Source organism: Variovorax sp. TBS-050B, from assembly GCF_029893635.1.
Classification (GTDB): Bacteria; Pseudomonadota; Gammaproteobacteria; order Burkholderiales; family Burkholderiaceae_C; genus Variovorax.
In genome coordinates this window covers 847,735-873,991 of sequence record NZ_JARXYR010000002.1, presented here as the reverse complement: position 1 = coordinate 873,991, position 26,257 = coordinate 847,735, and the positions used below count along the sequence as shown (strand labels likewise).

Below are 26,257 nucleotides of genomic sequence, written 5' to 3'. Positions count from 1 at the left end.
CCGCGTTCAACGCGCGGCGCGGCGCCTGCGGTGCCGCGCGTATTCGAGGCTGCCCACGCACACGAGCAGCCACGCGAGCCCGGTCAGCAGGCCGGCCACGACGTCGCTCGCGAAATGCACCTGCAGGAACACGCGGCTGCTCGCGATCGTGACGATGGCGGCGGCCGCCGCCATGGCCGCGGGCACGTGCCAGCGCGGCGGCAGCAGGCGCAGCGCCAGGTACATCAGCATGCCGTAGCTCACGATCGCGCCGGCGGCATGGCCGCTCGGGAAGCTGAAGCTGGTCTCCATCGCGAGGCCGTGGTCGTGCACCGGCCGCGCGCGGGCGAAGATGCGCTTGAGCGCGGGGTTCAGCAGCACGATGCCGCCGAGCGCCATCACCCATCCGAGCGCGAGCCCGTGGTGCGCCTTGCGCCACAGCAGCCAGCCCACCGCCACGCACACGGGCGCCAGCAACTCGAAGTCGCCCAGGTGCGTGAGCCAGCTGAAGGCGACGAGCGCCGCCCACGGCACGCTCGCGCCGATCGCATCGGCCAGAGCCTGGTCGGCCAGGCCGAGCAGGCGGCCGTCGCCGAGTTTCGACGCGAGGTAGGCGACCAGGCTCGCGGCAGCGAGGATGCCGATGAAGCCGAGGACCAGCGCGCCTGCGAGCCGCGGCTCCTCGGGTTCTCCCTCGCGCGCATTGCGGGCCCGGCGCCGCTTCATCAGCGCATGGCAGACCGCACCGGTGCCGAGCACCGACACCGCGAGGGCGGCAAAGAACCAGGCCAGCGCATGCGCGCCGAGCTGCTGGGCGAGAAGAACGAGGGCAGGTGCTTCCGATGGCATGTGGCCGACTCTAGCCGCCCGCGAGCGCCAGCCGCCACGACCTGGCGCGCACGAAGGCGCCCTCGACGGCCGAATGGTCCCAGCGCTCGGCCTCGCAGCCGCGGGCGTCCGCAGGCCCTGCCGCGCGCAGCACGTTGACCGAGTTCGGCTGGCCGCCGCGCACGCGCGACGACACCGCCGTGCCGGCCTGCACGGCCCATGCCGTGGGCGGGCAGCTCGCGCAGGCCTCGTCGAGCGAACGCACGAAAGGCAGGTGGATGTGGCCGCCGAGGATCAGGTCCACGCCCGCCGCGCACCAGCGTGCGAGCGCCGCCTCGTGCCCGTGCAGCCGGTTGTGCAGGTCCTCGGGCCGCGTCACCAGCACCGGCTGGTGCGTGACCACCACGCGCAGCTGCCCGGGCGCGGCGCGCGCGAGCCGGTCAGCCACGCGGTCGATCTGCGCGGGCGAGACCTCGCCGTCCTCGTGCCGGTACCAGCGCGTGGTGTTGACCGCGATCACCAGCCATTCGGGCGATTCGAACACCGGCTCCAGCTCGGCGCCGAAGGCGTCGGCATAGCGGCCGTAGGGCGTGAGAAGCCGCGCGCCGAGCTGGAACAGCGGAATGTCGTGGTTGCCCGGAATCGCCACCACCGGCGCCGGCAGCCGGTCGACGAAGGCGCGCGCCGCCGCGAACTGGCGGCGCGTGGCGCGCTGGGTGATGTCGCCGGAGAGCACCACCACGGCTGGCGCGAGTTCGCGCGCGAAGCGCTCCAGCGCGGCCAGCACCTCGGGCTGCTCGGTGCCGAAGTGCGGATCGGAGATCTGCAGCAGGCAGCTCATTGCTTGGCCGCCTCCAGCTCCGGCGCCGTCTCGGGCCGCACCAGCCACAGCGGTTCGGGCGAGACGCGGAACAGCAGCGGCATCTCGGTCCAGGCGATCTCGCCGTCGGTCGCCACCTTCACGCGGCGCGGGCCGCGCGAGCGGCCCGCGTTCACCGTCAGCGATTCGAACGGAAAGCTCAGCACCTCGTCGGCGCTGCCGAGCCGGCCCAGCGCGCCGCGCACCAGCAGGCCCGGCATCGCGAGCATGCCCAGCGGCTTGAGCGTGACGGCGGCGAGCTGCCCGTTCTCGGGCGCATCGGCATGCGCGATGCCCACCTGCAGCAGCTGCAGCGGGTTGTTGCCCACGAAGAGCGTCGGCGTGCGGATGGCGCGCTCCTGCCCGCGCCAGGCCATGCGCAGGTTCCAGTTGCGGTGGCCGCGCATCACGGTCAGCAGGCCGGCAAAGAACGCGATCCACCGGCTGCGGCCGTAGCGCGCCTTGTAGCTTTCGCGCTCCTCCAGCAGTTCGGCGTACAGGCCCATGCTGGCGTTCACGAGGAACACGCGGTCGTTCACCAGCCCCACCTGCACCGGCTGCGGCTGTTCCGTCAGCAGCACCTGCAGCGCGGCGGCCGTGTCGCGCGGAATGCCATGGGTGCGGCTGAAGTAGTTGAAGGTGCCCTGCGGCAGCACGCCGAAGGCCAGGCCGCTGCCGAGCGTGGCCTGCGCCACCGTGTTGATCGTGCCGTCGCCGCCCGCGGCCACCACCACGCCGCCGACGGCGCGGGCGCGCTCGACCGCCTCGCGCGCGAGCGCCTGCACCGTCGCGCGCGCGTCGACCTCGAAGATGCGGTGCCGGCGCCCGGCCGCGGTGCAGCCCTCTTCGATGACGCGGCGGGTCTCGGCGGCATCCGTGCTGCCGGAGCCGGTGTTGAGAACGATGAAGAGCGGGGTGTCCGGACCGGTGAGGGGCGGTGGCATGTCTGTGAAGCGGCTGGGGGCCGGCCCGGGGGGCCGAGGGAAGGAGCGGAAGTCCGGCCGCGCAAGCGGTGCGCGGCCCGGCCCTGTTTGTCGCACGGCCGGCCGGAAGGTTCCGGCGGCCGGCATCCCGGCTCGCTGTGGGAGAGTTGCCCTCCACCCGTAAAATCGGCCCCTTTCGCGGTGGACCACCGCGCTACCGTCCAATGTCCGGTCACGCCGGCCTGCTGCTTCATGTTGACCTTCCAGCAAATCATTCTCAAATTGCAGTCGTACTGGGCCGACAAGGGCTGTGCGCTGCTGCAACCGTACGACATGGAAGTGGGCGCGGGCACCTCGCACACCGCCACCTTCCTGCGCGCGCTCGGCCCCGAGCCCTGGAAGGCCGCCTACGTCCAGCCCAGCCGCCGCCCCAAGGACGGCCGCTACGGCGAGAACCCGAACCGCCTGCAGCACTACTACCAGTACCAGGTCGTGCTCAAGCCCGCGCCGGCCAACATCCTCGAGCTGTACCTCGGCTCGCTCGAAGCCCTGGGCTTCGACCTCAAGAAGAACGACATCCGCTTCGTGGAAGACGACTGGGAGAACCCCACGCTCGGCGCCTGGGGCCTGGGCTGGGAGGTCTGGCTCAACGGCATGGAGGTGACGCAGTTCACCTACTTCCAGCAGGTCGGCGGCATCGACTGCAAGCCGATCACCGGCGAGATCACCTACGGCCTGGAGCGCCTGGCGATGTACCTGCAGGGCGTGGACAACGTCTACAACCTGACCTGGACCGAAGGCCTGAGCTACGGCGACGTCTACAAGCAGAACGAGGTCGAGCAGTCGACCTACAACTTCGAGCACAGCGACGCCGAGTTCCTGTTCACCGCCTTCGCCGCGCACGAGAAGCAGGCCAAGCACCTCATGACCGCCCAGCTCGCGCTGCCGGCCTACGAGCAGGTGCTCAAGGCCGCGCACAGCTTCAACCTGCTCGATGCGCGCGGCGCGATCAGCGTGACCGAACGCGCGGCCTACATCGGCCGCATCCGCAACCTCGCGCGCAGCGTCGCGCAGAGCTACTACGACAGCCGCGAGCGGCTGGGCTTCCCGATGGCGCCGCGCGAATGGGTCGCGCAGATCGCACCAAAGAAGGCCGCCTGAGCGATGACGACCCCCATGAACAACAAGAACGCCCTGCTGGTTGAACTGTTTGTCGAAGAGCTGCCGCCGAAGGCGCTGAAGAAGCTCGGCGAAGCCTTCGCCGGCGTGCTGCGCGAGCAGCTCGTGGCCCAGGGCCTGGCCGAGGCCGGCTCGGTGCTCACCGCCTACGCTTCGCCGCGCCGCCTGGCGGCGCACCTCACGCTCGTGGCCGCGCGCGCGGCCGACAAGGCCGTCTCGCAGAAGCTGATGCCCGTGACCGTGGGGCTCGACGCCTCGGGCCAGCCCACGCCCGCATTGCTCAAGCGCCTGGCCGCGCTCGGCGCCGACGCCTCGGCCGTGCCGGCGCTCAAGCGCGCGATGGACGGCAAGGCCGAAGCCCTGTTCTACGAAAGCACCGCCCGGGGCGCGACCCTGGCCGAGGGGCTGCAGAAGGCGCTCGCCGAGGCCATCGCCAGGCTGCCGATCCCCAAGGTCATGAGCTACCAGCTCGAAAGCGGCTGCGAGCTGCCGGGCTGGAGCAGCGTGAGCTTCGTGCGCCCCGCGCACGGCCTGGTGGCGCTGCACGGCAGCGAGGTGGTGCCGGTCGAGGCGCTCGGCCTCCGGGCCGGCCGCGAGACCCACGGCCACCGCTTCGAGGCCGCGGTCGATCCCGTGGTGCTGCGCGATGCCAACAGCTACGCGCTGCAGCTGCAGGAAGAGGGCGCGGTCATCGCCGGCTTCGAGGCGCGCCGCACCGAGATCGCGCGCCAGCTCGCCGCCGCGGCGGTGCGCGTGGGCGGCGGCACCGCGCCGATCCAGGACGATGCGCTGCTCGACGAAGTCACGGCGCTGGTGGAGCGCCCCAACGTGCTGGTCTGCAGCTTCGAGCGCGAGTTCCTCGAAGTGCCGCAGGAATGCCTGATCCTCACGATGAAGGCCAACCAGAAGTACTTCCCGCTGCTCGACGGCGCCGACCGGCTCACCAACAAGTTCCTGGTGGTCAGCAACATCAGCCCCGACGACGCGAGCGCGGTCATCGGCGGCAACGAGCGCGTGGTGCGCCCGCGCCTGGCCGATGCCAAGTTCTTCTTCGACCAGGACCGCAAGAAGTCGCTCGCCTCGCGCGTCGAGTCGCTCGGCAAGGTGGTCTACCACAACAAGCTCGGCACCCAGGGCGAGCGCGTGGAGCGCGTGATGCGCATCGCGCGCGCCGTCGCCGAAAAGCTCGGCGACGCCACGCTCGCGGCGCGCGCCACCCAGGCCGCCCAGCTCGCCAAGGCCGACCTCGTGACCGACATGGTCGGCGAGTTTCCCGAACTGCAGGGCACCATGGGCCGCTACTACGCGCTGCACGACGGCCTCGACGCTTCGGTCGCTGACGCCATCGAAGACCACTACAAGCCGCGCTTCGCGGGCGACGAACTGCCGCGCAACACCGTCGGCCTGGTGGTCGCGCTGGCCGACAAGCTCGAGACCCTGGTCGGCATGTTCGGCATCGGCAACCTGCCCACGGGCGACCGCGATCCCTTCGCGCTGCGCCGCCATGCGCTCGGCGTGATCCGCATGCTGATCGAGAAGAACCTGCCGCTCGACCTCGACGCGCTGCTCGCCGAAGCGGCCGCGCAGTTCGACGGCATCGAGGGCTTCGACGCCACCCGCGCCACCGTCGAGCTGCAGGACTTCGTGCTCGACCGCCTCGCCGGCAGCCTGCGCGAGCAGGGCGCGAGCGCGCAGGAGGTCGATGCCGTGCTGGCGCCGCGCCCGCAGCGCCTGGGCGAGGTGCCGCGCCTGCTCGCCGCCGTGCGCGCCTTCGCCGCGCTGCCCGCCGCCGCCGCCCTGGCCGCTGCCAACAAGCGCATCGGCAACATCCTCAAGAAGGCCCCCGAGGCCGATGCGCACGTCAGCGCGCTGCTGCTGCAGGAGCCCGCCGAGAAGGCGCTGCACGCCGCCATGGCCGAGGTGGTGCCCGCCGCCAACGCCCAGTTCGAGGCCGGCGACTACACCGCCTCGCTGCAGACCCTGGCGGTGCTGCGCGAGCCGGTCGACGCCTTCTTCGACGGCGTGATGGTCAACGCCGAGCAGGCCGACCTGCGGCTCAACCGGCTGGGGCTGCTGATGTCGCTGCATGCGGCGATGAACCGGGTGGCGCAGCTCGAGCGGCTGGCCGTTTGATTTCGCGCGCTCGATAATTCGGCTCCATGAACCGGCAGCAGCAGATCGACGACTTCCTGCTCCAGGCGCACCGCCTTGCCGTGGCGCGGCTGCGCGCCGAGCCGGCGCGCATCGCCGAGGTCGCAGCGACGCTTGCTCGGTGGCAGTCCCAGGCCGGCGCCACGCGATCCGATCCGTACTGGAGCGAATGGCGTGCGATGCTGGACGCCGGCGTCGACGCCGTCGAGCGCGGCACCTGCGGCGACGATGACCATGCTGCCGCTTTGCGCAATGTCTCTCCCATTGGCGTTCTGATGACGCAGCGCGAGCGCGGCGAGCTGCTGCGCGCGGCGCGGCAAGGCGCACATGCGGCGTAGCGAAGCGGAGCACGTGCTGCGCGCGGCGGCGGCCATTGTCGAGGAGCAGTCCTTCGTCGTGATCGGCAGCCAGGCGCTGCTGTTTCTGCTGCCTGAGGCGCCCGAGACACTGCTCGTCTCCCGCGAACTCGACCTGTATCCCGCGCTGCACCCGGAAAAGGCGGACCTGATCGACGGCGCCATCGGCGCGCTGTCGAGTTTCGACGATACCTTCGGATACCACGCCGATGGTGTCGGCCCCGAGACGGCCGTGATGCCCAGCGACTGGATGCAGCGTGCCAGCCTTCACTATGTGGACCAGCTGACGGTGGTGTGCCCTGAACTGCACGACCTGGCGCTGTCCAAAGCCGTTGCGGGCCGCGAGAAGGACGCAGACTTCGTGCGCGAGCTGCTCAGGCTCGGCTTGGTCTCGGCCTCCATCCTGCGCGAGCGGGCGGCGCTGCTCGATCCGCTGAAACACCCGGTGGCGCAGATCGGCGACTGGATCGAACGCCGCCGCATCGAAGCGGGAAAGACTGCATGAAACTCGTCATCCTCGACCGCAACGGCACGATCAACGTGCACCGCGAAGACTTCGTCAAGAGCGACATCGAGTGGACGCCGCTGCCCGGCGCGCTCGAGGCCGTGGCGCGGCTCAACCATGCGGGCTGGCAGGTGGTGATCGCCTCCAACCAGTCGGGCCTGGGTCGCGGGCTGTTCGACATGGCTTCGCTCAACGCGATGCACGCGAAGATGCACAAGATGCTCGCGGCCGTGGGCGGGCGGGTCGAGGCGGTGTTCTATTGCCCGCACAGCCCGGACGAGGGCTGCGACTGCCGCAAGCCCGCGCCGGGGCTGTTCCGCCAGATCGCGGACCGCTTCGGCATCGACCTGAAGGGCGTGCCGACGGCCGGCGACAGCCTGCGCGACCTGCAGGCCGGCGCGGCGGCGGGCTGCGAGCCGCACCTGCTGCTCACCGGCATGGGCGCCGCCTGCCGCGGCGTCGATCCGCTGCCCCCCGAATACCCGGCGAACACGGTCGTCCATGACGACCTCGCCGCCTTTGTCGACTTTCTGCTTGCGCGCGAAGCGCAGGCCGCACTCCAGGTAGCTGTCTGATGGCGTTTCTCCGTTCCGTGATCCATGGCCTGTGGATGCTCGTCACCGTGGTGCCCTGGGGCATCATCATGTGCGTCAGTTCGCTCTGGAAGCGCGGCATTCCGCTCTACTGGATGGCGGTGCGCTGGCTCGGCTGGGCGATCGGCGGCGCACGCGTGCTGCTGGGCATCCGCACCCGCGTGAGCGGCATGGAGCACCTGCCCACCGACAAGCTCGCGGGCGCGGTGCTGCTGGTGAAGCACCAGTCGACCTTCGAGACCTTCCTGATGCCCACGCTGATGCCGCATCCGCTGGCCTTCGTGTTCAAGAAGGAGCTGATCTACGTGCCCTTCTTCGGCTGGGCGATGGCGCGGCTCGACATGATCCACATCGACCGCAGCCAGCGCGCGCAGGCCTTCAACAAGGTGGTGACGCAGGGCCGCAAGCTGCTCGCGCAGGGCATCTGGATCATCATGTTCCCCGAGGGCACGCGCATCCCGCGCGGCCAGAAGGGCACCTACAAGAGCGGCGGCACGCGGCTCGCGTGCGAGACCGGCGTGCCGGTGATCCCGATCGCCGTCACCTCGGCCAAGGTCTGGCCGCGCAAGGCCTTCATCAAGCGTCCCGGCGTGGTCGACGTGTCGATCGGCCCGGCCATCTCGAGCGTGGGCCGCAAGCCCGACGAACTGATGCGCGAGGTCGAGGCCTGGATCGAGGCCGAGATGCGCCGCCTCGACCCCGAGGCCTACCGCGACGGCCTGCCCACCCAGGCGCAGCAAGCGCACGGCGGCTGAAAACAACAAGAGAGAAGAAGAGCCGCGATGCGGGGGCTGCTCCAGTTCACGATGGATCTGTTCGAGGGGCTCGGCAGCGAATTCGCGCCGTCGAAGCCGCCCGAGCGCCGTTCGCGCAAGCCGGGGAAAAAGGCCGCGCCGCCGGCCGTGGTGCCGCTGCCTCCGCCGGCCGATGCGCAGCAGCACGCCGACACCGGCCCCGCGCAGCCCGCGGTGCCGCTGCGCGACACGCTCTCGCTCGCGAGCTTCGTGCACCCCCAGGCCACGCGCGAAGCCGTGCTCGGCACCGCGCGCGTGGCCTACGAATTCAAGCGCGGCAAGCGCAAGACCATCGGCTTCCTGGTCGGCGCCGAAGGACTGTCGGTGCGCGCGCCGCGCTGGGTGACGCTGCGCGACGTCGATGCCGCGGTGCAGGAGAAGGCCGACTGGATCCTGCGCAAGCTGCTCGAGACCCGGCAGCGCCAGGCGCGCGTCGAGGCCACGCGCATCGAATGGAAGGACGGCGCCGAATTTCCGTTCATGGGCGAGCCGGTGGTGATCCGGCTCGATCCGAAGCACGGCTTTGCCAGCGTCGGCGGCACGCTCGACGAGAGCAGCGACGGCGCCGGCCCGCGCACGCTGCGGCTCGCGGTGGCGCAGAACGCCGGGCCGGCGCAGATCCGCGACGCGGCGCAGGCCTGGCTGATGCGCAACGCACGCCGGCTCTTCATCGAGCGGCTCGACCACTTCGCGCCGCGGCTCGGCGTGCAGTGGCGCAAGCTCTCGCTCTCGAATGCGGCCACGCGCTGGGGCAGCGCGAGCGCCGACGGCTCGATCCGGCTCAACTGGCGGCTGATCCACTTCCGTCTGCCGGTGATCGACTACGTGGTGGCGCACGAGCTCGCGCACCTGCGCGTGATGGACCATTCGCACCGCTTCTGGGAAACGGTGGAGAGCGTGGTGCCCGACTACGGCCTGCTGCGGCAGCAGCTCAAGGACGAGGCCGTTCCGCGCTGGAACTGACCGCGCCCGCAGTGGCGCCTTATTCGGTGCCGCGCGTGTGGATCACGCCGCCGTCGACCACCAGCGTGGAGCCCAGCACGTAGTCGCCCGCGCGCGAGGCCAGGAAGATGGCCGCGCCGGCCATGTCCTCGGGCGTGCCGATGCGGCCGGCCGGAATGCGCTTGCCGACCTCGTCGGCATGGTCGCGCGCATCCTTGTTCATGTTCGACGCGAAGGCGCCGGGCGCGATGGCGCTCACCACGATGCGGTCGCGCGCGAGGCGCGTGGCCATGCGGCGCGTGAGCTGGATCACGCCGGCCTTGCTGGCGGCATAGGAGTAGGTCTCGAGCGGGTTCACCGCGATGCCGTCGATCGACGCGATGTTGATCACCTTCGCCTGGTGTTCGGTGGCCGCGGCGCGCAGCATCGGCGTGAGCATCTGCGTGAGGAAGAAGGGCGTCTTCATGTTCAGGTCGACCACCTTGTCCCAGCCGTTTTCGGGAAACTCGTCGTAGGGCGCGCCCCAGGCCGCGCCGGCGTTGTTGACCAGGATGTCGAGCGTCTTCTCGTGCGACGCATAGGCCGCGACCAGCGCCTGCATGCCTTCCTGCGTCGACACGTCGGCCGGCAGCGAGACGCAATGGCCGAAGGCGGAGAGCTCCTGGGCGGCCGCGTCGCAGGCCTCGGCCTTGCGCGCCGAGATGTAGACGCGCGCGCCCTGCGCCAGAAAGCCTTCGGCGATCATGCGGCCGATGCCGCGCGAGCCGCCGGTGATCAGGGCGCTGCGGCCCTCGAGCGAGAAGAGTCGGGTGGTGTCCATGGGCGGTTGTCTCCGTGTCGATCGATGGGGATGGAAGCCAGCCGACGAGCTTAGTGCGCCCCGCGCCCGCCGGCCGTCACCTTGGCGGCAGTGCCAGGCTGCGCGGGCTGGTGAAGCTGCGCGCCTCGCCGGTCAGCGGGTCCTCGAACGCCACCGACTTCGCGAGCAGCTGCAGCGGCCGGTCGAAGTCGTCGCTGCCGGCCGGCTGCAGGGTAGGATAGAAGGGGTCGTTGACGATCGGCATGCCCAGTGCCATGCAATGCACGCGCAACTGGTGGCGGCGGCCGGTGACGGGCGAGAGCTTCAGCAGCGCATGGCCGCCCGCGGTTTCCGCCACCGCCAGGTGCGTCTCGGAATTCGGCTCGCCGTCCTCTTCCTTCACCTGCATGAAGTGCGCATCGTCGACGAGCCGGCTGCGGTAGACCGCGGGCACGGCCGAGACGCCGGGCTGCCACGGCACCACGGCCTCGTAGTGCTTGGCGATGCGGCGCGCCGGAAACATCGCCTGGTAGGCGCCGCGGGTCTCGCGCCGCACCGAGAACAGCACCAGGCCCGAGGTGCTGCGGTCGATGCGGTGCAGCGGCACCAGGTCGTCGAGCCCGAGCTTGCGCTTCAGCCGCACCAGCAGGCTCTGGTGCAGGTATCTGCCGGTGGGGATGACCGGCACGAACGGCGGCTTGTCGACCACCAGCAGCTCGTCGTCGCGGAACAGCACCTGCTCCTCGAAGGGAATCGGCTGCTCGCCCTCGAGCGTGCGGTAGTAGTACACCCGGAGCGGCGATTCGTAGCGGCGCGACGCGGTCACCGGCACGCCGTGCTCGTCGATCACGTCGCCGGCCGCGATGCGTTCGAGCCAGGCGTCGCGCGTGATCGCGGTGAAGCGCTCGATCAGGAACTCGGCGATCGTCGGCCAGGGTCCGTGCGAGAGGCCGACGCAGCTCGGGCCCACGCCGTCGCGCGTGGGCAGCGGCAGTTGCGGCGGGCGGCGGCGCGTCATGGCGACCCGGCCTGCGCGAGCAGCGCCAGCGCCTCGGCGAACGACGGGCGCGCGGCCGGCGCGGGCTGCAGGCAGCGGTCCCGCAGGGCGATGGCGGCGGCCGGCGGCGCATCGCTGCAGCGCGCGAGCAGCTCCTCCAGCAGGCAGCCGAAGGCGCGCATCTCCAGCGCCTGCAGTGCCCGGGTGTGCGCCGCATCGAGTGCGCCGGTCATCCAGGCCGCACCGAAGTCGCCGAGCCGCGCCTCGCCCTCGGGCCGCCACAGGATGTTGTGCGCATAGAGGTCGCCATGCAGGATGCCGCGTGCATGCAGGTGCGCCATGGCCGCGGCGATGTCGCGCGCCATGCGCAGCGCCACGCCGGCGGGCCATTGCGCGCTTTGGGCATAGACGTCGCGCGTGCAGGAATCCAGGCTCGGCGGACCGGCGAGCGTGCTGAACGCGGGATCGACGAGCGCCAGCACCAGGCCTTCGATGCCCTCGGGATGGCCCTCGATGCGCCCTTCCGCGGCGATCAGCGTGCGGTGCGCGCCGGCCGCGATGCTGGCCGCCATCTCGCTGTGCGGCCAGCCGTCGCTCGTGACCGCGCCCTTGAAGAGCTTCACGGCCACGGGCCGGCCCGCCGCACCCAACGTGGCCTGGTGAATGACGCCCGAGGCGCCTTCGCCGAGTTGGCGGCCCAGCGCGAGCTCGCGCCACGGCACGCGCGGCACCGAGGGCGCGGCGATCGCCGCGTCTTCGGCGCCCGCATCGAAGGGATTGCCGGCCGCCGCGAGCCAGGCGAGCCGCGGCATCGCGAGCAGCCAGCCGGGCAGCTGCTCGAAGCGGTTGGCGGAGATGCGCAGCAGTTCGAGCCCGCTGCAGGCCGAGAGCGACGCGGGCAGTTCGCGGAGCCGGTTGCCCGCGAGCATCAGCTTCTGCATGCGCGTGCAGGCGCCGAGCGCATCGGGCAGGGCCTCGATCGCGTTGTCGGTCAGGATCAGCCAGCGCAGCCGCGGCAGTTGCAGCGCGGCCGCCGGCACGCTGCGGATGCGGTTGGCCTTGAAGCCGACCATCTCCAGCGCCTGGCAGCGGCCGATCGCGGCGGGCAGCTCGGTGAAGCGGTTGTCCGAGCAGAACAGCACGCGCAGGCGGTGCAGCCGGCCCAGGTCGTCGGGCAGCGCATCGAGCGCGTTGCCCGACAGGTTCAGGATCTCGAGCGTGTCGGCCAGCCCGAAGATCTCGCGCGGAAACTCGTTCAGCCCGCACGAGAGATCGAGCCGCGTGGCGCCCGCCAGCCGGCCGGCGCGCAGCTCGGCGAGCGTCTGCGGCATGTTCATGCCGCCGAGTTTAGGCGCGCGGGATCAGGCGGCGCGGAAGCGATAGACGCCGTCCTCGCCCAGCTCGCGCCGCACCTGGCCCGCGAACCACAGCAGGTGCAGGTGGGCCACGGTCTCGCCCATCGCGAAGGTCATCTGGTGCAGGTCGAGCGCGCGTTTGAAGAGGATCGGCAGGCCCTCGGCCGCCGTCAGCGGGCGCTGGGTGCAGGCTTCGAGCAGTTCGGCCAGCCGGTCGCGGTGGTGTTCCTGCAGCTGGTCGACGCGCCGGTGGATGCCGGTGAAGGGCTTGCCGTGCGCGGGCAGGCCGAGCGTGTCGGCCGGCAGCGCCTTGAACCGGTCGATGCTGTCGAGGAAGAGGCGCAGCGAATTCGCCTCGGGCTCGCCCGCATGCACGCTCACGTTGGTCGAGATGCGCGGCAGCATCATGTCGCCGCCGAGCAGCAGCTTCAGTTCGTCGCAGAAGAGCGCGATGTGCTCCGGCGCATGGCCGTAGCCGCTGATGCAGCGCCACGCATGGCCGTTGATCGTGACCGTGTCGCCGTCCATCATGCGCACGAAGCGGTCGGGCACCGACGGCACCATGTTCGCGTAGTAGCTGGTGCGGGCGCGGATCTTGGCCATCGCCTCGGGGTCGCTCAGGCCGTGCGAGGCGAAGAAGCGCGCCGCGGCCTCGCCGCCCGCGAGCGTGTCGCCGGCGGAGGTGAGCACGCGCGCGACGTGGTAGTCGGTCGAGCTGATCCACAGCGGCGCGTTCCAGCGCGTGCAGAGCCATTCGGCCAGCCCGATGTGGTCGGGATGCATGTGGGTCACGATCACGCGCAGGATCGGCAGGCCCTGCAGCTGGGTCTCGAAGACCTGCTCCCACTGCGCGCGCGCCTCGTCGTGCGCGATGCAGCAGTCGACCACGGTCCAGCCTTCCACGCCGCCGATGCTGTCGCGCAGCAGCCAGAGGTTGATGTGGTCGAGCGCGAACGGCAGCCGCATGCGGATCCAGCGCACGCCCGGCGCGACCTCCAGCGCTTCGCCGGGGGCGGGCAGGGTATCGCCCAGGGGGTAGTGGAGTTCGCGTTCGAGGAGGTTCATGTAAGATTGACGTTTACGTAAACGTCATGGATTGAGGCAACCATTGTAGGGACGGCGGCAAGAACCTGCTGTCGCCACCGCAACGCCCCCGTTCTTCCTCCGCATGCCCTCGCAGACCTTCACCATCAGCCAGCTCGCGAAGGAGTTCGACCTCACGACGCGCGCGATCCGCTTCTATGAAGACATGGGACTGCTCGCGCCGGAGCGCTCGGGCATGCAGCGCGTCTACAGCGCGCGCGACCGCGCGCGGCTCACGCTCACGCTGCGCGCCAAGCGCCTGGGCCTGAGCCTGACCGAGGCGAAGGACATCCTCGACATGTACGACAGCCCGCGCGACACCGTGCCGCAGCTGCAGAAGTTCCTCGGCGTGCTCGGTGCCCACCGCGCGCAGCTCGAGGCGCAGCTGGCCGAGCTGCAGGCCAACCTGGCCGAAGTGCGGGAGCACGAGAAGAAAGGCCGCGCCGCGCTCACGCGCGCGCAGAAGGCCGCCAGACCGGCCTGAAATCATCGCCCCACCCCACGACTCATCCACAATCGACCCCCTATGTCCGACACACTCGACGACCTCTTCGCCCACAACCGTGCCTGGTCCGCACAGATGGAACGCGACCGGCCCGGTTTCTTCACCAGCCTGGTCAAGCAGCAGACGCCGCGCTACATGTGGATCGGCTGTTCCGACAGCCGCGTGCCCGCGAACCAGATCACCGGCCTCGAGCCGGGCGAGGTGTTCGTGCACCGCAACGTCGCGAACATCGTGGTGCACTCCGACCTGAACGCGCTCTCGGCGATCCAGTTCGCGGTCGAGCACCTCAAGGTCGAGCACATCATGGTGGTCGGCCACTACGGCTGCGCCGGCGTCAAGGCGGCGCTCGACGGCAAGCGCATCGGCCTCGCCGACAACTGGATCCGCCACATCCAGGACGTGCGCGACAGGCATCACGTGATGCTCGACAGCCTGCCCGAGGACGTGCGTGCCGATGCGCTGTGCGAACTCAACGTGGCCGAGCAGGTGGTCAACGTCGCGGTGAGCACCGTGATGGTCGATGCCTGGAGCCGCGGCCAGAAGGTCACGATCCACGGCTGGACCTTCGGCGTGCACGACGGCCTGCTGCAGGACCAGGGCCTGAGCGTGGACGGCGCCAAGCCGCTCGACGCGCTGTACAAGGCCGCGGTGCAGCGCATCCGCTACAAGTGGAGCCGGCCGTCCGAGTTTCCGGCCGCGCCGCAGGACGCCGGTGCCGCCGACGCCAGCGAAGGCGGCGCCGGCCAGGCCTGACCGGGCCGCGCCCATGTTCCCGCAGCGTCTCGATTCACCGCTCGCCTACGACATCGCGAAGGCGATGATCGACGGCTTCAATCGCCACTACACGCTGTTCCGCGCCGAATCGGCGCGCGCCAAGCACCGGTTCGAGACGGCCGACTGGCATGGGCAGCAGCGTGCGCAGCGCGAGCGCATCGAGTTCTACGACCTGCGGGTGAACGAGGCCGTGACGCGCCTCGAGAAGGAGTTCAAGGCCGGCGAACAGCCGATGGAGGTGTGGCACCAGGTCAAGCTGCACTTCATCGGCCTGCTGGTGGACCACCACCAGCCCGAGCTGGCCGAGAGCTTCTTCAACTCGGTCACCACCAAGATACTGCACCGGGCGTATTTCCAGAACGACTTCATCTTCGTGCGCCCGGCCATCAGCACCGAGTACATCGAGCCGCGCGGCGCACCGACGTACCGGCCTTACTACCCGAGCAACGACACGCTGGCCGACACCATCGAGCAGATGCTCGACGACTATGCGCTGCAGGGCAGCTTCGCCAACAAGCGGCGCGACGCCGAGCGCGTGGCCAAGGCCATCATGGGCCGCTTCCAGCAGGTCAAGCTGCGTGCCAACTTTCAGCTGCAGGTGCTCTCGGGGCTGTTCTACCGCAACAAGGGCGCCTACGTGGTCGGCAAGATCATGAACGGCTTCACCGAGCTGCCGTTCTCGCTGCCGATCCTGCACGACAGCCGGGGGCGCTTCTACATCGATGCGGCGCTCTTCGGCGAGGACGACCTGCAAATGCTGTTCAGCTTCGCGCGGGCCTACTTCATGGTCGACATGGAAGTGCCCTCGGCCTGCGTGCAGTTCCTGCGCTCGCTGATGCCGCGCAAGCCGCGCGCGGAAATCTACAACGCGCTCGGTCTCGCGAAGCAGGGCAAGACGCTCTTCTACCGCGACTTCCTCTCGCACCTGAACTATTCGAGCGACCGCTTCCGCATCGCGCCCGGCATCAAGGGCATGGTGATGCTGGTGTTCGACCTGCCCTCGTTCCCCTTCGTGTTCAAGGTCATCAAGGACTTCTATCCGCCGCAGAAGGACACCACGCGCGAGCAGATCAAGGCCAAGTACCTGCTCGTGAAGCAGCACGATCGCGTGGGCCGCATGGCGGACACGCTGGAGTACAGCGACGTCGGCTTTCCGCTCGACCGCTTCGAGCCCGAGCTGATCGAGGAGATCCGGCATTTCGCGCCCAGCCAGCTCGAGATCGCCGACCGCGACGGCAACGGGGAGATGGAGCTGGTGCTCAAGCACGTCTACATCGAGCGCCGCATGATCCCGCTCAACATCTACCTGCAGGAAGCCTTCGACACGCTGGCCGAGCCCGAGAGCCCGGCGCATGCCCGGCGCGCGAAGGAGCAGCTCGAACATGCCGTGATCGAATACGGCAACGCCATCAAGGACATGGTCGCCGCCAACATCTTTCCGGGCGACATGCTGTGGAAGAACTTCGGCGTCACGCGCGGCGGCAAGGTCGTGTTCTACGACTACGACGAGATCGAATACATCACCGACTGCCAGTTCCGCAAGGTGCCGCCGCCGCGCAACGAGGAAGACGAGATGAGCGGCGAGGTCTGGTACTCGGTCGGCCCGAAGGACGTCTTCCCGGAGACCTTCGGCCCCTTCCTGCTCGGCAACGATGCGGTGCGCGAGGCCTTCATGGCGCACCATGCCGACCTGCTCGACGCGGCCTTCTGGCAGCACCACAAGCAGCGAATCCAGGCCGGGCAGATGCTCGACGTGTTCCCGTACGAAGAGTCGCAGCGCTTCCCGCACGAGGGACATGCGACGCATTTTTGACCATGAAAGCGGATACCGAACGCAGAGGTCGCGAAGGTTCCGCGAAGGACGCAGAAGAAACAGCCGGAACAGATTGAAGTTTTCCTCTGCGACTTCTGCGCAACTTTTGTATTTGTTCTGCGTTCGGTTCCCGATTTTTTCCATCCTCGAAAGGAGACCACCATGTCCGAATCCATCGTCATCGTCGGTGCCGCCCGCACCCCCATGGGCAGCTTCCAGGGCGACTTCTCGTCGCTCGCCGCGCACGACCTCGGCGGCGCCGCGATCAAGGCCGCCGTCGAGCGCGCCGGCATCGCGCCCGAGAGCGTGGGCGAGGTGCTGTTCGGCAACTGCCTGATGGCCGGCCAGGGCCAGGCGCCGGCGCGCCAGGCGGCCTACAAGGGCGGCCTGCCCGACAGCGCGGGCGCGGTCACGCTCAGCAAGATGTGCGGCTCGGCCATGAAGGCCGCGATGCTCGCGCACGACCTGCTGCTCGCGGGCACGCACGAGGTGATGGTCGCGGGCGGCATGGAGAGCATGACCAACGCGCCCTACCTCATGCTCAAGGGCCGCGGCGGCTACCGCATGGGCCACGACCGCATCTTCGACCACATGATGCTCGACGGCCTCGAGGACGCCTACCAGCCGGGCCGCTCGATGGGCACCTTCGGCGAGGACTGCGCCGCCAAGTACAAGTTCACGCGCGAGCAGCAGGACGCCTTCGCGATCGCGAGCGTGACGCGCGCCCAGAAGGCCACCGAGACCGGCCTCTTCAAGGACGAGATCACGCCCGTCACCGTCAAGGGCCGCGGCGGAGAGACCGTGATCTCGGTCGACGAAGGCCCGGGCAAGGTCAAGCTCGACAAGATCCCCACGCTCAAGCCCGCCTTCAAGAAGGAGAACGGCACCATCACCGCCGCCTCGAGCTCGTCGATCAACGACGGCGCCGCCGCGCTCGTGATGATGACCGAGTCGCATGCGAAGAAGATCGGCGCCAGGCCGATCGCCCGCATCGTCGCCCACGCCACGCATGCGCAGCAGCCCGAATGGTTCTCCACCGCGCCCGTCGGCGCCGTCGCCAAGCTGTTCAAGAAGACCGGCTGGACCGCACGCGACGTGGACCTCTGGGAAGTCAACGAGGCCTTTGCGGTGGTGCCGATGGCCCTGATGCACGAGCTCGACGTGTCGCACGAGATCGTCAACGTGCACGGCGGCGCCTGCGCCCTCGGCCATCCGATCGGCGCGAGCGGTGCGCGCATCATGGTCACGCTGATCCACGCCCTCAAGTCGCGCGGCAAGAAGCGCGGCGTGGCCACGCTGTGCATCGGCGGCGGCGAAGGCACGGCCGTGGCCCTCGAATTGCTATAAGACGACGGATCGCCGGCGGGCCCAACAGCCCCCGGCGCTTCGATCAACCTCGACAACGAACAATGCGTCAAGCAGGAGTTTTCATGCGCCCCTTTCTCCACCGTACCGCCATCGCCGCCGTGCTGGCCACCGCCTTCGTGGCGAGCGCCGCCTGGGCGCAGAAGCGCGACAACGTGCTCTTCCAGGCCGCCACCGACGAGCAGCCCGCGGTGGTGAAGACGCTCGAGAAGCTCGTCAACATCGAGACCGGCACCGGCGATGCCGAGGGCCTCGCGGCCGCGGGCAACTTCCTCGAGGGCGAGCTCAAGAACCTGGGCTTCACCGTCACGCGCCACAAGGCGGTCGGCCCGGTGGTGGGCGACAACATCGTCGGCCGGCTCAAGGGCCGCGGCGGCAAGAACCTGCTGCTGATGTCGCACATGGACACCGTCTACCTCAAGGGCACGCTCGCCAAGGCGCCGTTCCGCGTCGAGGGCGACAAGGCCTATGGCCCGGGCATCGCCGACGACAAGGGCGGCAACGCCGTCATCCTGCACACGCTCAAGCTGCTCAAGGACTACGGCGTGCGCGACTTCGGCACCATCACCGTGCTGTTCAACACCGACGAGGAGAAAGGCTCCTTCGGCTCGCGCGACCTGATCCAGGAAGAAGCCAAGCAGGCCGACTACGTGCTCTCGTTCGAGCCCACGGGCGCTGGCGACGAGAAGCTGTCGCTCGGCACCTCGGGCATCGCCTACGTGCAGGTCAACATCACGGGCAAGGCCTCGCATGCGGGCGCCGCGCCGGAGCTTGGCGTGAATGCGCTGGTCGAGGCCTCCGACCTGGTGCTGCGCACCATGAGCATCGACGACAAGGCGAAGCACCTGCGCTTCAACTGGACCATCGCCAAGGCCGGCAACGTGTCGAACATCATCCCCGCCAGCGCCACCCTCAATGCCGACGTGCGCTATGCGCGCAACGAGGACTTCGACGCCGCGATGAAGACGCTGGAAGAGCGCGCGCAGCAGAAGAAGCTGCCCGAGGCCGAGGTCAAGGTGCTGATCACGCGCGGGCGCCCGGCGTTCAACGCCGGCGAGGGCGGCCGGAAGCTGGTCGACAAGGCCGTGGCCTTCTACAAGGAGGCCGGCGGCACGCTCACGGTCGAGGAACGCACCGGTGGCGGCACCGACGCGGCCTACGCGGCGCTTTCGGGCAAGCCGGTGATCGAGAGCCTGGGCCTGCCGGGCTTCGGCTACCACAGCGACAAAGCCGAGTATGTGGACATCAGCGCGATCCCGCGCCGCCTGTACATGGCCGCGAAGCTGATCATGGACCTCGGCGCCGGAAAGTGACGTCGCCCCCCGGCTTTTCACTCGCTTCGCTCCTGTAACTCCACCCCCCGAGGGGGAGGCGCGGTCCGCCTTGGGGCGGCCCGGCGGCGACCGCCTCGGCCACTGAAGGAACTTCGATATGCTGCTCAGCGCCGACCAGGAAGCCATCCGCGACGCGGTGCGCGACTTCTCGCAGGCCGAACTCTGGCCCAACGCCCCGAAGTGGGACCGCGAGCACAGCTTTCCCAAGGAGGCCCACCAGGGCCTCGCGGCGCTCGGCGCCTACGGCATCTGCGTGCCCGAGGAACACGGCGGCGCGGGCCTGGACTACCTCACGCTCGCCCTGGTGCTCGAAGAGATCGCGGCGGGCGACGGCGGCACCAGCACCGCGATCAGCGTGACCAACTGCCCGGTCAACGCGATCCTCATGCGCTACGGCAATGCGCAGCAGAAGAAGCAGTGGCTCGAGCCGCTCGCGCAGGGGCAGATGCTCGGCGCCTTCTGCCTCACCGAGCCGCAGGCCGGCAGCGATGCCTCCAGCCTGCGCACCACCGCGCGCAGGGACGGCGACGGCTACGTGATCGACGGCGTGAAGCAGTTCATCACCAGCGGCAAGAACGGCCAGGTGGCGATCGTGATCGCGGTGACCGACAAGGGCGCGGGCAAGCGCGGCATGAGCGCCTTCCTCGTGCCCACCGACACGCCCGGCTACCAGGTGGCGCGGCTCGAGGACAAGCTCGGCCAGCACAGCAGCGACACCGCGCAGATCAACTTCGACGGCTGCCGCATTCCGGCCGAGAACCTGATCGGCCAGGAAGGCGAGGGCTACAAGATCGCGCTCGGCGCGCTCGAGGGCGGTCGCATCGGCATCGCCGCGCAGAGCGTGGGCATGGCGCGCAGCGCCTTCGAGGTCGCGCTCGCCTATGCCAAGGAGCGCCAGGCCTTCGGCGGTTCGATCTTCGACCAGCAGGCCGTGGGCTTCCGCCTCGCCGAGTGCGCCACGCAGCTCGAGGCCGCGCGGCAGCTGATCTGGCATGCCGCCGCGCTGCGCGACGCCGGCCGGCCCTGCCTCAAGGAAGCCGCCATGGCCAAGCTGTTCGCGAGCGAGATGGCCGAGCGCGTCTGCAGCGCGGCGATCCAGACCCTCGGCGGCTACGGCTACGTGAACGACTTTCCGCTCGAGCGCATCTACCGCGACGTGCGGGTGTGCCAGATCTACGAAGGCACCTCGGACATCCAGAAGCTGCTCATCCAACGCGCACTCGCGTGAGCGGCACGCGCCGCGGGCTGCCCGTTGGCCGGATCGCCGCAGCGCTGGTGCTGCTGGCGCTGGTGGTGTGGACGGTGGTCATCGAGCCGCGCTGGGTGGCCGCGCGCATCGAGCCGCTGGGCTCGGCGTCATGGCAGGCACCCGCGGGCCTCAAGGTCGCGGTGGCGGCCGACTGGCATCTGAGCACGCAATCGCTGTGGCGGGTGACGAGTGCGGAGCGCGCCGCGCGCATCGTCGACCAGATCAATGCGGCGCGGCCCGACGTGGTGCTGCTGCCGGGCGACTTCCTTGCCGGTTCGGGCGAGGACGAGGACTTCGCCATCGAAGACATGGCCGCCGTGCTCGGCCGGCTGAAGGCGCCGCAGGGCGTGTATGCGGTGCTCGGCAACCATGACTGGTGGCACGACGGCGAGCGCATCGCCCGGGCGCTGACGGCGCAGGGCATCCGCGTGCTCGAGAACGCGTCGGTACGCCTGCCGGGCCATGCGCTCTGGGTTGTCGGGATCGGCGACGGCTCGACCGGCCATTCGCGGCCTGAACTTGCGCTGGCCGGCGTTCCGCCCGGCGCACCGACGCTGGTCATGATGCACGACCCCTTCAGCTTCGCCGCGATGCCGCCCACCAAAGGCCTGGTGGTCGCCGCGCACACGCATGGCGGCCAGATCAGCCTGCCGGGCCTCGGCGCGCTGGTGGTGCCGGGTCGCGCACCGCGCGAATGGGCCTATGGCTGGATTGCGCACCAGGGCCGGCGCATGTACGTGACCAGCGGGCTCGGCGTGAGCATCCTGCCGGTGCGTTTCAACATGCGCCCGGAGTGGGTGCTGTTCCAGTAGCCGCGACGCTCGCCCGCCGCCCGTGTCGTCGGTTTCGACGACAGACAGGCGAGCTCCAGCGGCGCAGCATGGCGGCCTCTACGTCGGAGTTCCCGCCATGCACCTTTCGAAGAAGACCGTTCCTTTCGCGCTCGCGCTGCTGTCGGGCGCCGCGGGCCTTGCCGCCGCGCACGCCCAACCTGCCGCGCCGGACATCGCCACGCTGACCGCCAAGGAGGCGGTGCGGCAGCTTTGCGCCGGCACGCTCGGCAGCGAGCAGCTGGTGGCCGCGTACCTTGCGCAGGCCAGGTCGAACGCGAAGCTCAATGCCTTCATCACGCTCGACGAGGCCGGCGCGCTCGAGGCCGCGCGCGCCGCCGACGCATGGCGCCGGCGCGGCGGCGCCTGCAAGCCGCTCGCCGGCCTACCCGTGGTGATCAAGGACAACATCCAGGTGCAGGGCCTGCCCGCCACCGCCGGCACGCCGGCGCTCAAGGGCTTCGTGCCCGCGGCCGATGCGCCGGTGGTCGCGAGGCTGCGCGCGGTCGGCGCCATCGTCCTCGGCAAGACGAACATGCACGAACTGGCGTTCGGCGTGACCGGCTACAACCCCGCGTTCCAGAGCGGCCCCGAGGTGGGCGTGCGCAATGCGTACGACCCGGGCCGGGTGGCCGGCGGGTCGTCGTCGGGCAATGGCGCCGCGCTCGGCGCGCGCATGGCGCCGGCCGCGCTGGGCACCGACACCGGCGGCTCGGTGCGCATTCCGTGCGCGTTCAACGGCTGCGCGGCGCTGCGGCCGACGGTGGGGCGCTATCCGCAGCAGGGCATCGCGCCGATCTCCCACACGCGCGACACCGCCGGGCCGATGGCGCAGTCGGTGGCCGACCTGGTGCTGCTCGACCGCGTGATCGCGGGCGGCGCCCCGGTCCGGTCCGCGAACCTGAAGCGGGTGCGGCTCGGCGTGGCGCCCGCGTTCCTCGCCAACCTCGATGCGGACACGCGCGCCGCCACCGACGCCGCGCTCGCCAGGCTGCGCGCGGCCGGCGCCACGCTCGTCGACGTCGAGATGCCGGGGCTCATGGAACTCAACGGCGCCATCGGCTTTCCGGTGGCGCTCTACGAGGCGCACGACGACGTGGCGGCCTACCTCGCGACATACCGCACCGGCATCGACATCGCCCAACTGACGGCCGGCATCGCCAGCCCGGACGTCAAGGGCACCTTCGAGGCCTTCGTGCTGCCGCGCAAGCTGCCGGGGCCGAACGGTGCGGTGGCCGACGCCAGGCCGGCCTACGAGCACGCCATGCGCGTGGCCCGGCCCGCGCTGCAGAAGCTCTACCGCGACACCTTCGCAAGACACAGGCTCGATGCGCTGGTGTTCCCCACCGTGCCGCGCGTAGCGCTGGCGGCCACGCCCGCATCGAGCAGCCCCGAGAACTTCGGCGCGCTGATCCAGAACACCGACCCCGGCAGCAATGCGGGCATTCCGGGCCTGCAGCTGCCTTCGGGGCTCGGCACGAGCAGCGGACTGCCGATCGGGCTGGAGCTCGACGGCCCCGCCGGCAGCGATCGCCGGCTGCTCGCGCTGGGGCTCGCGGTGGAAGCGGTGCTCGGGCGGCTCGCGCCGCCGAAGTAGGCCGGCAGCGACGGCGCGCGGTCAGCGCGGCGGCGCCGCGGCCGTCCATCCGGCCAGCGCCGACCGCCGTGCGATGCCGAGCTTGTCGAAGATGCGGCGCAGGTAGGTGCGCACGGTGGGCACGCTCACGCCCATGTGCCGCGCGATCGCCTTGTCGGTCAGCCCCTCGCGCACCGCGTCGGCCACCTGGCGCTCGCGCGCGCTCAGCAGTGCCCATGCCGCTGCGGCACCGGCCGGGGAGTCCGAGCCGACTTGCTGCTGCTGCTGTTGTTGTTGATGCTGCGCACGCCGCAGCGCACCCGCGAAGGCCGGTTCGACGAGGTCCAGCAGCGCCTTCTCGTGATCGCCGAAATCGCCGCGGCCCCTGACGCGCCAGATCCGCAGGTCGCCCAATGCGCGCGCGCCGTCGAAGGCATGCAGGTTCATGCCCCAATGCAGCCCGTCGCGCGCGAGAAAGTCGCAGAAGAAGGGCGTGCGCATCAGCGCGCGCTGCGGCATCACCTCGGTCACGCGCGTGGCGCGGCGCCGCGACTGCAGCACGAAGGTGATCGGATCGTGGTGCTGGTGCCATTCGCCGTAGCGGTCGAGGTTGGCGGGGTCCATGTTCAGCGCCACGCGTTGCCCGAAATGGCCGCGCCCGGCGTCCCACACGTAGGAGGCGAACTGGTCGGCGCGCAGCAGGTCGAGCAGCGCCCGGCCGAGGCGCTCGCGGATCTCGCGCTCGCCGCAGTCTTCGGCGAGCAGCGCGAACACGCCGCGCAGCGCCTGTTGCTCGGAGGCCTTGAGGTACATCGCATCATCTCCTCTGGGGTGGGAGGCTAGCGACGAGCAAGCGCCGCGCCAACAGGAGTTCCACGCACCGCGCGGGCCCCTGGCGGCGAAGATGTTCCAATAGCGGTCTTCATGAGCGCCACCGCCCCCACTTCCGGCCCGTGCCCCTGCGGCCGCACCGACCGCCGCGACAAGCCCATCGCCTACGCGATGTGCTGCGGCCGCCACGTCGAAGACTTCGAGCATGCGCCCGCGCCCGATGCCGAGTCGCTGATGCGCTCGCGCTATACCGCCTTCGTGCTCGAGCGCGGGCCCTATCTGCTCGCCACCTGGCATCCCTCGAAGCGGCCGGCCTCGATCGAGTTCGAGCCGGGCGTCAAATGGCTGGGGCTCGACGTGCGCTCGCGCTCGGTGCTCGATGCCGACCATGCCGAGGTCGAGTTCGTCGCGCGCCAGCGCAGCAGCACCGGCGCCGCCACGCGCCTGCACGAACGCAGCCGCTTCGTGCGCGAGGCCGACGGGCGCTGGTACTACCTCGACGGCGATCTGCAGACCCCCGGTTGACGAACCGGGCCGCGGGCCCGCACAATCAGCCCCGCTCCGGGGTGCACGCATGTGGCGTGCTGAGATGGCAAAGCTGCCGACCCGCGAACTTGATCCGGGTCATACCGGCGTAAGAAGAGCTGCACTCCCGACTCCGGCCCCGTCATCCGTCCCGACGAGGCCACCAGAGTCACAGAGCGATTGCGGAGCACCCTTTCCCTCAACAAGGAGTGCCCCGCCATGAATGCCCCCGATAAATTCACCTCGCTGCTCTCGCTCACGCGCGAGCCCTTTCCCGCCTCGCACAAGTGCGTCATTCCCGGCAGCCGGCCCGACCTGTTCGTGCCGGTGCGCGACGTGCAGCTGACCAACGGCGAGACCGTCTCGCTCTACGACACCTCGGGCCCGTACACCGATCCCAAGGTCGAGATCGACGTGCGCCGCGGCCTGCCCGATGTGCGCGGCGCCTGGATCGCCGAGCGCGGCGACACCGAAAGCTACGAAGGCCGCGTGCACCATGCGCTCGACGACGGCGCGAAGAACGAGGACCGCGACGCCCAGCGCCTGGCCGAACTGCGCGCCGGCGCCTCCGCGCTGCAGCGCACGCCGCGCCGCGCGAAGGCGGGTGCCAACGTCACGCAGATGCACTACGCGCGCCGCGGCATCGTCACGCCCGAGATGGAGTACGTGGCGCTGCGCGAGAACGGCAAGCGCGAGTGGATGGCCGAGTACCTCGCCAACGAGGAGCGCACGAAGCGCGTGGCCGGCAACCCGATGGGCGCGAGCATTCCGCGCGTCATCACGCCCGAGTTCGTGCGCGACGAGGTGGCGCGCGGCCGCGCGATCATCCCCGCCAACATCAACCACCCCGAGGTCGAGCCGATGGCGATCGGCCGCAACTTCAAGGTCAAGATCAACGCCAACATCGGCAACTCGGCCGTGACCTCGAGCATCGAGGAAGAGGTGGAGAAGCTCGTCTGGGCCATCCGCTGGGGCGCCGATAACGTGATGGACCTCTCGACCGGCAAGAACATCCACACCACGCGCGACTGGATCGTGCGCAACAGCCCCGTGCCGATCGGCACCGTGCCGATCTACCAGGCCCTCGAAAAGGTCGGCGGCGTGGCCGAGGACCTGACCTGGGAGATCTACCGCGACACGCTGATCGAGCAGGCCGAGCAGGGCGTCGACTACTTCACCATCCACGCCGGCCTGCGGCTGCCGTTCATCCACCTGACGGCGAACCGCATGACCGGCATCGTCTCGCGCGGCGGCTCGATCATGGCCAAGTGGTGCATCGCGCACCACAAGGAGAGCTTCCTCTACACGCACTTCGAGGACATCTGCGACATCATGAAGGCCTACGACGTGAGCTTCTCGCTCGGCGACGGCCTGCGCCCCGGCTCGGGCGCCGACGCCAACGACGAAGCCCAGTTCGCCGAGCTGCGCACCTTGGGCGAGCTCACGCAGATCGCGTGGAAGCACGACGTGCAGACCATGATCGAAGGCCCGGGCCACGTGCCGATGCACATGATCCAGTCGAACATGGACGAGCAGCTGAAGCACTGCCACGAGGCGCCGTTCTACACCCTCGGCCCGCTGACCATCGACATCGCGCCCGGCTACGACCACATCGCGAGCGCGATCGGCGCCGCGATGATCGGCTGGGCCGGCACCGCGATGCTCTGCTACGTCACGCCGAAGGAGCACCTGGGCCTGCCCGACCGTGACGACGTCAAGCAGGGCATCATCGCCTACAAGATCGCCGCGCACGCGGCCGACGTCGCCAAGGGTCACCCCGGCGCGCGCTCGCGCGACGATGCGCTGAGCAAGGCGCGCTTCGAGTTCCGCTGGCAGGACCAGTTCAACCTCGGCCTTGACCCCGACACCGCGCGCGAGTTCCACGACGAGACGCTGCCGAAGGACTCGAGCAAGGTGGCGCACTTCTGCTCCATGTGCGGCCCGAAGTTCTGCTCGATGAAGATCACGCAGGAGGTGCGCGAGTACGCGGCGGCCAAGGGCGTGGCCGAGGCCGAGGCCGTGTCCGCGGGCATGGCGGAGAAGTCGCAGGAGTTCGTGGCGGGCGGCGGGGAGATGTACATCCCGATCCGCGCGGTGTCCTGAGGCGGGCGA

At 70.0% G+C, this 26,257-nt stretch carries 25 protein-coding genes and 1 riboswitch; of the genes, 17 read left to right on the top strand and 8 right to left on the bottom strand.

The genetic code is table 11. The features are described from left to right. Positions 1 to 6 precede the first annotated feature (6 nt). The 3 genes from M2165_RS07105 to M2165_RS07095 are packed head-to-tail and all read right to left on the bottom strand — an operon-like array spanning position 7 to position 2,610. Positions 7 to 828, bottom strand: coding sequence for a phosphatase PAP2 family protein (locus M2165_RS07105; RefSeq protein WP_280813973.1), 822 nt, complete (start codon positions 826 to 828; stop codon positions 7 to 9). A gap of 10 nt (positions 829 to 838) precedes the next feature. Then, on the bottom strand, positions 839 to 1,648 hold the full coding sequence (locus tag M2165_RS07100; protein ID WP_280813972.1) for a metallophosphoesterase: 810 nt from the start codon (positions 1,646 to 1,648) through the stop codon (positions 839 to 841). Continuing rightward, a complete protein-coding gene (locus M2165_RS07095; RefSeq protein ID WP_280813971.1) occupies positions 1,645 to 2,610 on the bottom strand; it encodes a diacylglycerol kinase family protein in 966 nt (321 codons plus the stop codon). Before M2165_RS07095 ends, M2165_RS07100 begins: the two co-directional genes overlap by 4 nt. A gap of 231 nt (positions 2,611 to 2,841) precedes the next feature. On the opposite strand from M2165_RS07095, the gene glyQ reads away from it, so the two are divergent. From glyQ to M2165_RS07060, 7 genes are read left to right on the top strand one after another with little or no spacing between them, the layout of a single operon-like run. Beyond that, positions 2,842 to 3,750: a glycine--tRNA ligase subunit alpha gene (gene glyQ, locus M2165_RS07090; RefSeq protein WP_280813970.1), complete on the top strand. Its 909-nt coding sequence runs from the start codon at positions 2,842 to 2,844 to the stop codon at positions 3,748 to 3,750. A 15-nt stretch (positions 3,751 to 3,765) separates the two neighbouring features. Continuing rightward, positions 3,766 to 5,901, top strand: coding sequence for a glycine--tRNA ligase subunit beta (gene glyS, locus M2165_RS07085; protein ID WP_280813969.1), 2,136 nt, complete (start codon positions 3,766 to 3,768; stop codon positions 5,899 to 5,901). A 26-nt stretch (positions 5,902 to 5,927) separates the two neighbouring features. Further along, entirely contained in the window at positions 5,928 to 6,257 is a 330-nt protein-coding gene (locus M2165_RS07080) for a hypothetical protein (protein ID WP_280813968.1), read from the top strand. Continuing rightward, complete coding sequence (locus tag M2165_RS07075) at positions 6,247 to 6,780, top strand: DUF6036 family nucleotidyltransferase (RefSeq protein WP_280813967.1); 534 nt, start codon at positions 6,247 to 6,249, stop codon at positions 6,778 to 6,780. Before M2165_RS07080 ends, M2165_RS07075 begins: the two co-directional genes overlap by 11 nt. Beyond that, positions 6,777 to 7,355 carry a D-glycero-beta-D-manno-heptose 1,7-bisphosphate 7-phosphatase gene (gene gmhB, locus M2165_RS07070; RefSeq protein ID WP_280813966.1) on the top strand — a complete coding sequence of 193 codons (579 nt, stop codon included), beginning with the start codon at positions 6,777 to 6,779 and terminating at the stop codon, positions 7,353 to 7,355. Before M2165_RS07075 ends, gmhB begins: the two co-directional genes overlap by 4 nt. Beyond that, positions 7,355 to 8,128, top strand: coding sequence for a lysophospholipid acyltransferase family protein (locus M2165_RS07065; protein ID WP_280813965.1), 774 nt, complete (start codon positions 7,355 to 7,357; stop codon positions 8,126 to 8,128). The genes gmhB and M2165_RS07065 overlap by 1 nt, the downstream gene beginning before the upstream one ends. A 51-nt stretch (positions 8,129 to 8,179) precedes the next feature. After that, a complete protein-coding gene (locus M2165_RS07060) occupies positions 8,180 to 9,130 on the top strand; it encodes a SprT family zinc-dependent metalloprotease (protein ID WP_280817488.1) in 951 nt (316 codons plus the stop codon). Between the two features lie 19 nt (positions 9,131 to 9,149). Here the strand turns inward: M2165_RS07060 and M2165_RS07055 are convergent, their stop codons facing one another. The 4 genes from M2165_RS07055 to M2165_RS07040 form a co-directional block, all read right to left on the bottom strand. Then, positions 9,150 to 9,929 (bottom strand): SDR family oxidoreductase, encoded by a 780-nt coding sequence (locus tag M2165_RS07055; protein ID WP_280813964.1) that lies wholly within the window; start codon positions 9,927 to 9,929, stop codon positions 9,150 to 9,152. 76 nt (positions 9,930 to 10,005) lie between these two features. Further along, positions 10,006 to 10,926 carry a pseudouridine synthase gene (locus tag M2165_RS07050; protein ID WP_280813963.1) on the bottom strand — a complete coding sequence of 307 codons (921 nt, stop codon included), beginning with the start codon at positions 10,924 to 10,926 and terminating at the stop codon, positions 10,006 to 10,008. Next, a complete protein-coding gene (locus M2165_RS07045) occupies positions 10,923 to 12,236 on the bottom strand; it encodes a leucine-rich repeat-containing protein kinase family protein (RefSeq protein ID WP_280817487.1) in 1,314 nt (437 codons plus the stop codon). The genes M2165_RS07050 and M2165_RS07045 overlap by 4 nt, the downstream gene beginning before the upstream one ends. Before the next feature lie 30 nt (positions 12,237 to 12,266). Next, entirely contained in the window at positions 12,267 to 13,325 is a 1,059-nt protein-coding gene (locus M2165_RS07040; RefSeq protein ID WP_280813962.1) for an MBL fold metallo-hydrolase, read from the bottom strand. A 103-nt stretch (positions 13,326 to 13,428) separates the two neighbouring features. Between M2165_RS07040 and M2165_RS07035 the strand changes: the two genes are divergently transcribed. The 8 genes from M2165_RS07035 (at position 13,429) to iaaH (ending at position 22,810) form a co-directional block, all read left to right on the top strand. After that, positions 13,429 to 13,827 (top strand): MerR family DNA-binding transcriptional regulator, encoded by a 399-nt coding sequence (locus M2165_RS07035; protein WP_280813961.1) that lies wholly within the window; start codon positions 13,429 to 13,431, stop codon positions 13,825 to 13,827. A gap of 42 nt (positions 13,828 to 13,869) precedes the next feature. Continuing rightward, positions 13,870 to 14,601, top strand: a complete 732-nt coding sequence (can, locus tag M2165_RS07030; RefSeq protein WP_280813960.1) for a carbonate dehydratase — start codon at positions 13,870 to 13,872, stop codon at positions 14,599 to 14,601. 13 nt (positions 14,602 to 14,614) lie between these two features. Beyond that, a complete protein-coding gene (gene aceK / locus M2165_RS07025) occupies positions 14,615 to 16,435 on the top strand; it encodes a bifunctional isocitrate dehydrogenase kinase/phosphatase (protein WP_280813959.1) in 1,821 nt (606 codons plus the stop codon). A 162-nt stretch (positions 16,436 to 16,597) separates the two neighbouring features. Continuing rightward, on the top strand, positions 16,598 to 17,782 hold the full coding sequence (locus M2165_RS07020) for an acetyl-CoA C-acyltransferase (RefSeq protein ID WP_280813958.1): 1,185 nt from the start codon (positions 16,598 to 16,600) through the stop codon (positions 17,780 to 17,782). A gap of 83 nt (positions 17,783 to 17,865) precedes the next feature. Next, positions 17,866 to 19,113 (top strand): glutamate carboxypeptidase, encoded by a 1,248-nt coding sequence (locus M2165_RS07015; RefSeq protein ID WP_280813957.1) that lies wholly within the window; start codon positions 17,866 to 17,868, stop codon positions 19,111 to 19,113. Positions 19,114 to 19,231: 118 nt separating this feature from the next. Further along, a complete protein-coding gene (locus tag M2165_RS07010; RefSeq protein WP_280813956.1) occupies positions 19,232 to 20,362 on the top strand; it encodes an acyl-CoA dehydrogenase family protein in 1,131 nt (376 codons plus the stop codon). Further along, positions 20,359 to 21,195, top strand: coding sequence for a metallophosphoesterase (locus tag M2165_RS07005; protein ID WP_280813955.1), 837 nt, complete (start codon positions 20,359 to 20,361; stop codon positions 21,193 to 21,195). Before M2165_RS07010 ends, M2165_RS07005 begins: the two co-directional genes overlap by 4 nt. Before the next feature lie 97 nt (positions 21,196 to 21,292). Continuing rightward, the gene (gene iaaH / locus M2165_RS07000) at positions 21,293 to 22,810 is read left to right on the top strand and encodes an indoleacetamide hydrolase (protein ID WP_280813954.1); all 1,518 of its coding nucleotides are present in this window, start codon (positions 21,293 to 21,295) and stop codon (positions 22,808 to 22,810) included. Positions 22,811 to 22,831: 21 nt separating this feature from the next. Here the strand turns inward: iaaH and M2165_RS06995 are convergent, their stop codons facing one another. Beyond that, a complete protein-coding gene (locus M2165_RS06995) occupies positions 22,832 to 23,602 on the bottom strand; it encodes a helix-turn-helix transcriptional regulator (RefSeq protein ID WP_280813953.1) in 771 nt (256 codons plus the stop codon). A gap of 111 nt (positions 23,603 to 23,713) precedes the next feature. Between M2165_RS06995 and M2165_RS06990 the strand changes: the two genes are divergently transcribed. Both M2165_RS06990 and thiC read left to right on the top strand, forming a co-directional pair. Continuing rightward, entirely contained in the window at positions 23,714 to 24,145 is a 432-nt protein-coding gene (locus M2165_RS06990; RefSeq protein ID WP_280813952.1) for a YchJ family metal-binding protein, read from the top strand. A 27-nt stretch (positions 24,146 to 24,172) separates the two neighbouring features. Continuing rightward, a riboswitch (TPP riboswitch) is annotated at positions 24,173 to 24,278 on the top strand. 86 nt (positions 24,279 to 24,364) lie between these two features. Next, positions 24,365 to 26,248, top strand: a complete 1,884-nt coding sequence (thiC, locus tag M2165_RS06985; RefSeq protein ID WP_280813951.1) for a phosphomethylpyrimidine synthase ThiC — start codon at positions 24,365 to 24,367, stop codon at positions 26,246 to 26,248. Positions 26,249 to 26,257: the final 9 nt, after the last annotated feature.